Origin of the sequence: Sphingobacterium arenae (genome assembly GCF_014692505.1) — a bacterium.
In the GTDB taxonomy this organism is placed as follows: domain Bacteria; phylum Bacteroidota; class Bacteroidia; order Sphingobacteriales; family Sphingobacteriaceae; genus Sphingobacterium; species Sphingobacterium arenae.
Window position 1 is genome coordinate 856,942 of the sequence record NZ_JACNYK010000001.1, and the last position, 13,089, is coordinate 870,030.

Annotated in this window: 6 protein-coding genes; all 6 read left to right on the forward strand. The window is 43.9% G+C overall.

The genetic code is table 11. The features are described 5' to 3' along the window. Positions 1-277: 277 nt before the first annotated feature. Positions 278-3,487 (forward strand): SusC/RagA family TonB-linked outer membrane protein, encoded by a 3,210-nt coding sequence (locus H8B17_RS03370; protein ID WP_223816334.1) that lies wholly within the window; start codon positions 278-280, stop codon positions 3,485-3,487. 17 nt (positions 3,488-3,504) lie between these two features. Further along, a complete protein-coding gene (locus H8B17_RS03375; protein ID WP_190307739.1) occupies positions 3,505-5,568 on the forward strand; it encodes a RagB/SusD family nutrient uptake outer membrane protein in 2,064 nt (687 codons plus the stop codon). A 211-nt stretch (positions 5,569-5,779) separates the two neighbouring features. Continuing rightward, entirely contained in the window at positions 5,780-8,911 is a 3,132-nt protein-coding gene (locus H8B17_RS03380) for a DUF6298 domain-containing protein (RefSeq protein ID WP_223816335.1), read from the forward strand. Between the two features lies 1 nt (position 8,912). Beyond that, positions 8,913-10,331, forward strand: a complete 1,419-nt coding sequence (locus H8B17_RS03385; RefSeq protein ID WP_190307740.1) for a glycoside hydrolase family 140 protein — start codon at positions 8,913-8,915, stop codon at positions 10,329-10,331. A 4-nt stretch (positions 10,332-10,335) separates the two neighbouring features. Further along, a complete protein-coding gene (locus H8B17_RS03390) occupies positions 10,336-11,256 on the forward strand; it encodes a glycoside hydrolase family 43 protein (RefSeq protein WP_190307741.1) in 921 nt (306 codons plus the stop codon). Between the two features lie 7 nt (positions 11,257-11,263). Then, positions 11,264-13,087, forward strand: a complete 1,824-nt coding sequence (locus H8B17_RS03395; RefSeq protein WP_190307742.1) for an exo-alpha-sialidase — start codon at positions 11,264-11,266, stop codon at positions 13,085-13,087. Positions 13,088-13,089 lie beyond the last annotated feature (2 nt).

Sequence of the window (13,089 nt, forward strand, 5' to 3'; positions counted from 1 at the left end):
TAATATTGTATATTACTCCGCTAATTCTATATAGTATTTCATGTTGTTTTTTCTTCTTCTTTGTCTTAGAAACTAACGGTGCCTTACTCATGGTAGACGCAGTTATAAACAAATAGTTAGTTAGATTGGTGGACAATTAGATGTTTTCGATTTCGTTGTGAAGGCGTTTTGTAGCTTGTAAACGGGGTCGCATATAACGTCTAGACAATATGGAAAGTAAGTTTGAGTGTAGAATATTATCTAACAGCTAGCTTAGGGATTATAAACAATTTCAATTATGTTAAGATTTACAAAAAAGCGTTTTTTGTATGCAACATGTGCTTCGGTTTTGGTCTTTACGTGGCCGATGCCAAGTATGGCGTATGCAGCAACGGAACATCCACAACAATCTATTCAGGTGAGTGGACAAGTGCGGTCGTCTGAGGGAGAGGCAATCGCCGGGGTTACCGTCCGTTACGACGGTGCAGAAGCATCTACAGATCAAAATGGCAGGTTCTCCATTCGGTTAGCAGCAGCCGGAGATGTTGTTTTTTCTGCGGTGGGGTATGCCTCCAATACGGTACATGTTTCGAAAGATACGGTACTGGATATCGTGCTGGAAACCGGCGAATCGACTTTGGATGAAGTTGTTGTCATCGGTTTTGGTACGGTAAAGAGACGCGATCTGACGGGGTCCGTCGTATCGGTAAAAAGCGAGGAAATTACGGCGAGGCCTGGGCCAAACCCGATGGAATCCTTGCAGGGAAGGGTAGCTGGTTTAGATATCACACGATCATCCGGACAACCTGGAGAAGGAGTGGATATGCAGCTGCGTGGTTCTCGATCATTCAGTGCTACTGGTACTCCATTATTTATTATCAATGGCTTGCCAGGTGATTATGCTACGCTAAACCCTTATGATATTGAATCGATAGAGATATTGAAGGACGCAGCTTCCACCGCGGTATATGGATCTGCTGGAGCAAACGGCGTTATTATCATTACCACAAAAAGTGGAAAGGCTGGGAAACTAAATATTGATTTGAATGCGTATTATGGTTATAATGGATGGTCTATTACACCCAAAATGCGTACGGGCGATGCTTATTTACAAGCTAAGCGAGACGCTTATAAGTACATTTGGGACGAAGCCAACCAAAAATGGACCACAGAAGGAGCGCTATGGCAATCCGAGGCTGATGATGAGATTATCTTTGGTGAAGATAGATATGCCACCTTTCAGCAAGGTAATTTTGTTAATTGGACGGATGAGTTTTTACAAAAAAGTGCGGCAACACAGAACTACAGTTTGAGCGTATCGGGGGGTAATGAAAAAACGACCGGCTATCTGTCTTTTAATTACACGAACGAAGAAGGACAGTATAGAGGAGATGGCTATAATCTGCTTTCGACGAGTATGCGGTTAAACCATAAAATAAGAGATTGGATCTCGATCGGTAGTGATCTTCAGGCATCCTACGTTATTCGGAATAAGGCACAAGATAAACTAGAGAATGCGTTAGTTACCGATCCACTGGTACAGCTTTATAGGGAAGACGGCTCTTTAAATCCGGATTTGGGTAATAACGTATATAACCTACTGCTGGATTATCAACCGGGTGTATATGCGAATAAAGATAATAATCTTAAACTATACGTAAACCCTTATCTGGAGATCAAACCGCTAAAAGGATTGACTTTATTGTCCAGAATAGGTACTTGGCTAACCTACTCCAATGGCTATCGGTTTGATGGGATAGGATCGGTAAGCTATACGTATAATAATGCGGGGATCGCAAAAGCGTCGATTAATCAGAATCGCTCGATAGGCTACCAGTGGGAAAATATACTAACGTATAATTTCCAGGTGGCAGATGATCATGACTTTACGTTAACCGGCGTAACCACTTGGCATGATAACCAAAATAATGAGACCGAAATGCTCCAAAGCAATATTTTGTCCAATAATTTTCAATGGCATAAGTTTATGGGCGATGCAAATACAACGGCAACTTCGACTTATGATATGGCTAAAACCTTTGGTGTCATCGGGCGGGTAAACTACTCGTATCTGGGAAAATACCTGGCCTCTGCCTCTATACGTAGAGATGGTGCATCAGTTTTATATAGAACGAATCGTTGGAACACATTCCCCGCAGCATCCGCAGGCTGGCGGATTTCCGAAGAATCCTTCATGAACGGGACAAAAAATTGGTTAGACGATTTGAAGGTCCGTGTAGGTTGGGGGGTCACTGGATCTGCAAAAATCGATCCGTACAGCTCCGTGGCAAATTTAGAAAATGCGAATATGTCGTTAGGTGGCATGACGCAGCTGATTTATCGGAATTCCCAATTTATTACGAATCCGCTTTTGGGGTGGGAGAAGTCCTATAACACCAATATTGGTTTAGATGTATCCATGTTCAAAAATAGAGTCGACCTTGCTTTAGAGTATTATACGACAAAAACGGATGGTGTGATCTGGAATTTAACGTCGCCAATTATCTATGGTACTTATGTGCCGGGTACCCAATATCAAACTTATGTTAATATTGCACGGACACAAAACCGAGGTTTCGAATTCACGGTCAACTCGCGTAACATCGTTTCTGAAAATTTTGAATGGAGTACGTCCGCGGCTTTCGCATACAATAAGGAGCGGATTTTAAAGCTGACCGATGGCGTCGCAAACAATATTATAAATGATGTATATAGCCTTAGTATAGGAGAACCGCTCAATTCATTCCGCAATTATAAATTGGATGGTGTTTGGCAAATTGGTGAAGAGGCGGATGCGGCGGTATTTGGTAAGCGTCCCGGCGATTTAAAGGTGAACGTTCCGAATATGACGAAAGTAGCAGACGGTGTATTTATGAAAGAGAATGTAGATGGTACAACGTCTTATTACTATACGGACTTGGCCACGGCGCAGCAATACAATGGTAACCTTACAGAAGCAACGTCAAGATACAACTATAGTGCAAACGATTATCAGATTTTAGGACGCAATTCTCCAGATTGGTCTTTGGGTATTCAAAATACATTCAAATACAAAAATATAGACCTTGGGATATATTCGTATTTCCGTTGGGGACAAATGATCCATTACAATATGTTAGGGTGGTACCAGCCTAACGGATTAGCGGCGAATGCCAGTCCCTCCAGAACAATTCCGGAATATTTTGACTATTGGACACCGGAAAATCCAACAAATGATTTCCCCGTTATGCAATATCAGGCGACAGCCTCGACGATGACTGGTTTCTCAGGACTAAACTATGTGGACGGATCCTTCTTTAAAATCAAGAATATCACCCTCGGTTATACCATGCCGAAAGGTGTGGCGGAGAAACTTTCTTTGGGCAAGCTACGTATATATGGTACGATGACGAACCCGTTAATCGTCGCCAAAAGTCACTTGATCAAACAGTATGATCCGGAAATGAATGGTGAATTAGCCTATCCTTTAACCAAGCAACTGGTGTTTGGCTTGAATATGACCTTTTAATATGTAAACGACAGATCATGAAAACAAATAAATTAAAAAGAATATTATACACGATCGGGCTGGGATTCTCTACCGCAGTAGCGATCAGCTCTTGTAGTTTAGATGAGTACAATCCCGTCGTCCTGTCTGAAGAAGATGTCTTGACCAATTTCGAAGGTTGGAAAGCCTATCAGTCTAATTGTTATACAGGGCTATGGGGGCCGCTCATTGGTATGCCTTATGGGATCGTATCGGAAGGAGGGACCGATTTGTGGACATTCCCCTATGGAAATCACAATCAATACCGGGACCTTCTTGCTTATGAAGAGTTTACTATAAATTCTAATGTTGTAAGAAATACATGGGATTACGCCTGGGGATCGATCAATCATTGTAATAAAGCCATCGATCTTGCTCCTGCTTTAGCCGATGGTAATCCAGAGGATATTGCGGTTTTGGTGGCTGAGACACGGCTTTTGAGAGGATATTTTTACTCCGTTTTAGTCGCGCAATTCGGAGAGCTTCCATTGGTATTGACGAATGACCCGGTGAAAAACTTAAGCCCCCAACGAAATGGCATCCCAGAAATTTATACGCAGATTATTTCCGATCTGAGAGCCGCATTTAATGATCTTCCGGTTACGCCGTATGATGGAAATCCAGCTCGGGTCACGAAAAAGGCAGCTTTGGGCCTTCTTGCTCGTGTGTATGCACAAGGGGCAGGAGAGGATTTACAGGAAGGTGATAAAACTTATTGGATGCGTGCAAAAGAAGTTGCTGACAGCCTGATCAATATGAAAGGAGAATACGGAGCGGTGTTATACGATGATTTTGCAGACGTATTTGCTTCGGACAACAATAGAAATAATGAAGAGGCGCTTTTTACCGCATATGGTTTAAACCCCTACGACGAATCCTATGATTACTTCACTGGCGGTTCCAAACCAAATCTCTATCTCCACTACTATCCGAAATTGGACGATGCTTTCGGGACATCAGATATTTTCAAAAGAGGGGTTAATTCCAATACTTCGAATGCTTACTATGGCCGCTTAAACCAACAATTCATCGCACCTACAAGATATTTGATAAATTGTTTTGATGCGAGATACGATAAACGTTGGGAGAACACATTTGTAACTGCTTTTACAAACTATTCGGGGGTGCAGGCGATAGGTAGCTTGGGAACGGGCGCTCCTACTCCGGCAAACGTTACCTATGATGCGGCGACTGTTACCCTCACAGCTGCCATGTGTGCAAAATATGGTATAGATCCTAGCCATGTCGGAAAAAAGATCTATCCTTACGTGGATGTTAATGCGAGTCTGGCTTCTCGAAATGCGACTTGGCAATATATTCCGAAAATCTGGGAAAAAGAGGCGTATAATGGGTCAACTTCAGATTTAGAAACGATACCGAACGCGAATGTACACCCTTATCCTTTAGCGGCAGACGAAGATCGGTTTTTTGCCTATTTGAGTAAAGAAAGCCTGAGTACGGATGATAAAAAAACACGAGGGTATGTGACCGTTAATATAGATGAATTGTTTGACCTGACGGTTGACCCTACGGGTAGTACATACAAAGGTGTGACCTCGAATAATAATTTAACACCGTCAAGCTTGGCGAATCTTTTTCCGGCGATGATGAAATTTAATACGAACTTCGACGGAGGATGGCTCGGCGGAAACTTTCAGCAGAAACTGGGTAATATCATGATCATGCGGATGGCGGAAGCCTATTTAATCGCTGCGGAGGCTACTCTTCATGTAAATGGTGACGGTGCTGCGGCGGCGGGGTATTTGAACGAACTACGCAAGCGTGCATGTAGAGACGCGGCAGATTTCAACACGGCTACCGGCATGCAATTAACCACGGCGACGATGGACGATGTTTTTGATGAGTATGCAAGGGAACTTTGTGGGGAATTTAATCGGTGGGCCCTGTTGAAGCGCAATAAAGCGTTTGAAACCAGGCTAGCCGCTTATAATAAAACGGCGGCAGCCAATTTTATTCCAGGTAGACATTATAAGCGCCCTATTCCGTTTAATTTCTTAAATCAGATTAATAACGCGGATGAATTTGGCTCTAACGGCTATTAGATTCCTTGTCAAGATAAGTTATTTTATGGAATATTGTCCGCGACAAAATAATACAATAGCTAGAGAAAATACTACAAACATAGCTATACCCTTATAGCTATGTTTGTATAGCGAGATATGTAGGCCAAGTTACCTGTTGTTAACGTTAGCGGAGTTGAATATAACTTCTTTATTTTGAGCTTAATAAATCTTTTTTTAAATTGTATTGGTATTGAATAGTAAACGTACATATTGTCGATTGGTTCCAGTGAAATACACGTGGGTACTCGGCCTGTTTTTTTTGAGCTATTTTGTAGGATATGCGCAAGAAGGGTTTAAGCCCTTAGCTTGGAACGATGGAAAGTTAATTTACCAACCAGATTCCTTAGGCAATCGTATTCCCGATTTTTCGCATGCAGGTTATGCAGGCGGCAACAAAGCTATCCCCGAAGTACCGGTGAAAATTGTGGTACCGATACAAGAAGGTGACGCTACAGCGCGTCTTCAAGCGGCTATAGATTATGTGTCGCAATTGCCTGTGGATAAACAAGGTGTGCGTGGAACGGTACTGTTGCAACCCGGACAATACACGTTGTCCGGTTCCTTGAAACTCCACACCTCGGGGGTGGTATTACGAGGTGCGGGTTTTACAGAAAATGGTACAGTATTAGTCGGCGGGGGGACAGGCAGGGAAACGTTAATCCGCATAGCGGGTGTGCAGGATGTAGTACGGGAGGAGCAACGAAATGTACAAGATGATTATGTGCCTGTGAATGCGACGACGTTTCAACTCGATAATGTGCATGGTCTTCAGGTGGGAGATCGTATCCTGATTACGCGACCTTCCACTGCGGAATGGATTAAGGTATTACAGGCAGAAGACTTTGGTGGAGAAATGTCTTTTTTAGGATGGAAACCGGGGTTTTGGAACACCACCTGGGACCGAGAGATTGTACGCTTAGATGGAAATTTGGTCGAGGTAGACGTGCCTATTACAACGGCATTGGATCGACGGTACGGCGGAGCAACGGTCGAGAAATATACATGGAATGGTAGAATTGAGCAGGTCGGTATCGAAAATATACAATTGGAATCGGCTTTCGATGAAAATAATCCAAAAGATGAAGATCATCGATGGATGGCCATTACGGTGGAGAATGCGCAGAATGTATGGATTCGACGAATGCAATTTAGATATTTTGCAGGATCGGCTGTGTATGCAAAAGAGACAGCTAGCAAACTGACCGTTGAAGATTGTATTTCCCGCGATCCGATTTCTGAAATCGGTGGGCAGCGAAGATATACGTTTTATACCCGAGGTCAACAGACATTATTTCAACGACTGTATTCCGAAAAAGGGTATCATGATTTTGCTGTTGGGTTTACAGCCGCAGGACCGAATGCTTTCGTACAGTGCCAAGCAGTAGAACCATATAGCTTTAGTGGCACGATTGATAGCTGGGCTTCTGGTGTATTGTTTGATATTGTAGACATCGATGCACAAGCGCTGAGCTACAAAAACCGTGGACAGGATGGGAAAGGTGCGGGATGGACAGCTGCAAATAGTGTGTTCTGGCAATCCACTGCGGCACTGATCGAGAGTGATCAACCTCCTACTGCGCAAAATTGGGGTTTCGGCCTTTGGGCACAGTTCCAGGGAAATGCCTACTGGACAGAATCTAATAGCCATATAAACCCGCGAAGCCTGTATTATGCGCAGTTGGAAAACAGAATAGGAGAAAGTGCTGCTGTAAGAAAAATTTTGTTGCCGGTTCCTACGGAAGCATCTACCAGCCCGACGATAGAGGCGGCAGAAGAGTTGACAAGGATAGCGGAGAAACCGGCACCTCAACTCAAAGATCTTATAACAGAAGTATCACAACGTGCTCCTTTAGCGACCGGTGTACAGGGAATAAAGATCCTAACAGATCAGGATGTACCGCAGAAAGTAAAAACAACTAAGGTGGCGGACATGACCATCTTAAATGGCTGGCTCGTGCGGGGACAAAAAGTGCTGACCGGTCGGAAACATGATGTGCCCTGGTGGAACGGAAATATTAAACCGCGCGGATTGAAAGATGCTAAACCGCATATAACACGTTACGTTCCAGGAGAAATAGGAACTGGTTTAACCGATGACCTTCAAGAAGTGGCAGATAATATGGTCGCAAAGAACGTATTGAGTATCGACCATAATTATGGTTTATGGTATGATAGACGGAGAGATGATCACGAGCGTATTCGTCGTATGGATGGCGAAGTCTGGCCGCCGTTTTACGAGTTACCTTTTGCACGAAGCGGACAGGGATTGGCGTACGATGGCCTGTCAAAATATGATTTGACAAAATATAATCGTTTTTATTGGAATCGACTGAAGCAATTTGCGGATTTAGCGGACGAGAAAGGATTGGTGTTGCTGCATCAGAATTATTTCCAACATAATATTTTAGAAGCAGGAGGTCATTATACAGACTTTCCTTGGCGTACGGCCAACAACATCAATAATGTCGGCTTTCCGGAGCCTGTACCGTATGCGGGTGATAAGCGGATTTTTATGGCGGAACAGTTTTATGATGTCACCCACCCGGTAAGACGGGAATTGCACCGCGCATATATTCGTCAGTGTCTGGAGAACTTTAAAGATAATACGGGCGTTATTCAGCTTATCAGTGCGGAATATACCGGACCGCTGCACTTTGTGGAGTTTTGGATTGATGTGATTAAAGAATGGAAAGCAGAAACCGGTCTTCATCCGATAATTGGTCTTAGCGCGACGAAAGATGTGCAGGACGCTATTTTAGCGGATACGGACAGAGCAAAGGAAATTCAGGTAATTGATATTCGTTATTGGTATTATCAAAAAAATGGAGAACCTTACGCTCCGGAAGGAGGAAGGAATCTTGCACCACGCCAACACGCACGTAAGATGAAATCCAGTGGTACCTCGCCTGAGCAGGTATATCATGCGGTTTCTGAATACCGTGCCAAATTTCCCGAAAAAGCTGTTGTTTACCACAGTAGCAGTTATCCAGAATATGCTTGGGCAGTGTTTATGGCAGGTGGATCCATGGCTGGTATACCAAAAGTGCAACATGCAGGATTCACTAGAGAAGCCTCGGATATGCAGGCGATGACGCAAGACGATATCTGGCGCCTAGAAGGTCCGGAATCTGCCATCTTCTATAATACCGATAAGACGACGTTCCAAGTGGATGTACCTGCTTGGAAAGGAAATTACAAAGCGTACCATATTGACGTAAAAACGGGAGCGGTCCTTCGTTCTGAGCGTATTAAAACGGGGCAACGTATCACCTTAAAAAAATATAAAAACACCCCAGAAGTAGTCTGGATAACCAAGAAGTAATATGATATCTATTTGCAAAAAACTATTACCATTAGCGTTTGCAGGAGCTCTTTTTTCCTGTACCTCTACTACCTCAGATGAAGGGAGACTTTCCTCGACGATGAGTGCGCTGAACGTGTCTGAAAACGGCAGATATTTAATGACCGACGATGGCAGGCCTTTCTTTTGGCTTGGCGACACGGGCTGGTTGCTGTTTAATAAATTAGATCGCGAGGGAGCAGAACAGTATTTGGAAAACCGTAAACAAAAAGGATTTAACGTCGTCCAGGCGATGGTTCTGCATACTGTGCCATCTGTCAATGTGTACGGCGATTCATCCATGGTAAACAAAGATATTGCGCGTCCGCTTGTGACAGAGGGAAATAACCCAGAAGTAGCAGAAGAGTACGATTACTGGGATCATATCGATTATATTATTGATCAGGCAGCAGAGAAAGGGATTTATATGGCCCTTGTTCCTGTATGGGGATCGCCGGTAAAAGATGGTAAAGTGTCGGTCGAACAAACCACGAAATATGCAACGTTTCTTGCCGAACGATGGAAAGATAAACCGAATATTATCTGGTTGAATGGGGGAGATATTCCCGCTTCTGACTCTACGGCTGTGTGGTTGGAAATGGGGAAAACCATTAAAGCGATCGATCCAGATCACTTGATGACCTATCACCCACGGGGTAGAACAGCTTCTTCGGATTGGTTTCACAATGAACCTTGGTTGGATTTCAACATGGTACAGTCGGGACACAGAAGATATGACCAGGACACTTCGAGCAATGAAAAGAAACATTACGGCGAAGATAATTGGAAATTTATGGAAGTAGACTGGGCGTTAAGTCCGGTGAAGCCGACGATCGACGGAGAACCTTCCTATGAGGGTATTCCGCAGGGTTTGCACGATACGAAAGAACCTGTTTGGCAAGACCATGATGTGCGTCGGTACGGCTATTGGTCGGTGTTTGCAGGTGCTTTTGGATATACATATGGGCAAAACTCGGTTATGCAGATGCATTCTGCAAGCGACTCCACGACAGCTTACGGATCAACAACGTTGTGGACAGAAGCCATGGATGCGCCAGGAGCAGGGCAAATGCAGTATTTGAAAAAGCTTATGTTGTCTAGAGATGGTTATTTTGATCGTGTGCCCGATCAGAGCCTGATAGCCGAAAATGGAGAAAAATATAATCGACTATTGGCAACGCGGACGGATCAGTATGCATTTATCTACAACTATAATGGTCGGGAAATGAAGGTGAACATGGGGAAAATTAACGGAGACAAAGTGAAAGCGTCTTGGTACGATCCGCGTACGGGTGAGTCGACGGTGATAGGAGAAGTAGAAAATACAGGTGTACAGACGTTCAAGCCTGAAGGAGGAGAGAAAGATGGAAATGATTGGGTATTGATTTTAGACAGCATATAGTAACATGAAAGGTCGGTTAAATATTTTAGTTGTTGTGTTTATAGCATCCCTCTTGGCGTCATGCCAAAGGGATGTTTATATGTACACATCGTTTCGTGAACCTGCCGATGGAGGTTTGCAGTACCTTTATAGTGATGATGGTTATTCTTGGACGGCTATCGACGGCATTTTTCTAAAACCTGAACTAGGAGAGCAAAAGATCATGCGGGATCCCTCGATGGTGCGTGGGAAAGATGGGGTGTATCATTTGGTATGGACCATCGGCTGGCAAGGAAATGAAGGTATTGGATACGCTTCTTCGAAAGATTTGATCCATTGGGAAAACAAGAAAGTCGTGCCGGTCATGAAGCATGAGGAAACGACTGTAAATGTATGGGCACCAGAGTTGTTCTATGACGAGGACGACGACCGCTTTATTATTATATGGGCATCCACTATTCCTGAGCGTTTCCCAAAGGGAGAAGAGGAAGAGCGAAATAACCACCGGATGTACTATACGACCACAGAAGATTTTGAAACGTTTACGGAAACGAAACTATTCTCCGATCCGGGTTTCAGTATTATTGATGCGGTCATCGTAAAAAAAGATAAGAACGATTATGTGCTTGTTTTGAAAGACAATACACGGCCGAACCGAAATTTGAAAGTTGCTTTTTCGAATAACCCGTTAGGGCCTTATGAAAATGTATCGGAGCCTTATTCTGGTTTTAAGACCGAAGGCCCGTCGGTGGTGAAGCTGGATGGCGAGTGGCTTATTTATTTTGATTCCTATGGTACGATGAGCTATGAGGCAGTATCGACTACGGATTTTAAAACGTTTAAGAACGCCAACCATAAAATTTCTGTTCCAAAAGGACACAAGCATGGAACGATTTTCAAAGCATCCAAATCAGACCTGGAGCGATTGTTAAAAGCGCAAAAATAAAAAACAGATGAGATCAACACTATTAGGTATTGCCTTGTTATGTACGACACAGTATGTGGCAGCTCAAGATACGATGACCTATGTCGGCAAAACCTTGTCGAATGTGGACTATCACCACGGACAATTAAAACCTGCTGTGGGAACGCACAATATACAAACCTTTCGGGCAAACAGAGCCTATCCTGAGCGTGCGGGGGGATTAAATTTCACCTATAATCATCAGCCTTTTTTGGCGTATTGGAATAATACCTACTACCTCCAGTTTTTGAGCAACCCGATAGGCGAGCATGTGGCTGAAGGGAAAACTTCCCTCCAGACCTCCAAAGATGGCTATACTTGGTCGGATCCGGAGGAATTGTTTCCGCCTTATCTCGTACCGGAAGGGTTTACAAAACCTGGACGTTCGGATAAAGCGGGGAAAGACCTGTATGCGATTATGCACCAACGCATGGGGTTCTATACCGCGTCTAACGGTAAGTTGCTGACCATTGGTTACTATGGTGTAGCGCTCGATGCAAAAGATGATCCCAATGATGGTAATGGTATTGGGCGTGTCGTCCGGGAAATAAAAAAAGACGGCTCTTTCGGTCCGATTTATTTTATCCGTTTTAACGCGTCATTTGACCAGAAGTTAGCGAAATTTCCATTTTATACCAAAAGTAAGGACAAGGCATTTGTGGCAGCCTGTAAGGAGCTGATGGATAAACCACTGCAGATGCAGCAATGGGTCGAAGAAGCTGATCGCGACGATCCGTTAGTTCCGTTTAAACGTCCGCTAAAAGCATTTGCTTATTATACGCTTGATAATGGAGATGTGGTCGGTATGTGGAAACACGCCTTGACATCGGTCAGTAAAGATAAGGGCAAAACATGGGGGTACAATCCACTACGTGCACCGGGTTTTGTGAATAGCAACGCTAAAATATGGGGCCAACGTACATCTGACAATCGTTTTGCCACCGTTTACAACCCGTCGGAGTTTCGTTGGCCTTTAGCGCTATCAACAAGTGATGATGGCCTGACCTATACGGATCTACTGTTAATTAATGGCGAGATTACCACGATGCGCTATGGAGGGAACTATAAATCGTACGGCCCACAGTACCCCAGAGGCATACAAGAGGGAAATGGTTTGCCACCCGACAACAATATGTGGGTGACGTATAGTATGAATAAGGAAGATATGTGGGTCTCGAAGGTACCCGTTCCGGTTACCGCAGCTGTAGAAGGTAATGTAAACGACGACTTCTCTCAGCATGCTGTAGAAACATTCAATCGATGGAATATTTATAGTCCGCTTTGGGCACCGGTTCAGGTAGAAAATAATGCACTGGTATTAAAAGACAAAGATCCCTTTGATTATGCAAAAGCCGAGCGCGTGATCGTATCGTCGAACAAAGCTAAAATCGTGTTTACTGTCACGCCGAAGCAAGCGGATCATGGTAATTTGCAGATTGAATTGGTCAATGACCTAGGGCAAGCAGCTGCTCGTATTGTATTTGATGCAGAAGGACAAATTTTGAATAAAGCGGGATACCGTATGGCGTCGTTACAATCTTACGAAGCTGGAAAAACCTATCGTATCGAGTTGACGGCAAATGTGCAAACCCGCTCTTATGATATCAATATCAACGGAACCGATAAGGGAACGCGTCTGTTTTTTCAGCCGGTAAGTGAGATTAGCCGCGTAGCGTTCCGTACTGGAGATGTCCGTCGATATCCAGATGCCGATACGCCAACCGACCAGAATTTTGATGTGGATGATGCGGATGGAATGGACAACGAAGCAGCATACGCTATTTCGTCATTCCAGGCCGAAAAATTGAATTAATG

Coding starts and splice junctions, on each gene's coding strand:
- H8B17_RS03370 (WP_223816334.1), top strand. CDS start 278: ATGTTAAGATTTACAAAAAAGCGTTTTTTGTATGCAACATGTGCTTCG.
- H8B17_RS03375 (WP_190307739.1), top strand. CDS start 3,505: ATGAAAACAAATAAATTAAAAAGAATATTATACACGATCGGGCTGGGA.
- H8B17_RS03385 (WP_190307740.1), top strand. CDS start 8,913: ATGATATCTATTTGCAAAAAACTATTACCATTAGCGTTTGCAGGAGCT.
- H8B17_RS03390 (WP_190307741.1), top strand. CDS start 10,336: ATGAAAGGTCGGTTAAATATTTTAGTTGTTGTGTTTATAGCATCCCTC.
- H8B17_RS03395 (WP_190307742.1), top strand. CDS start 11,264: ATGAGATCAACACTATTAGGTATTGCCTTGTTATGTACGACACAGTAT.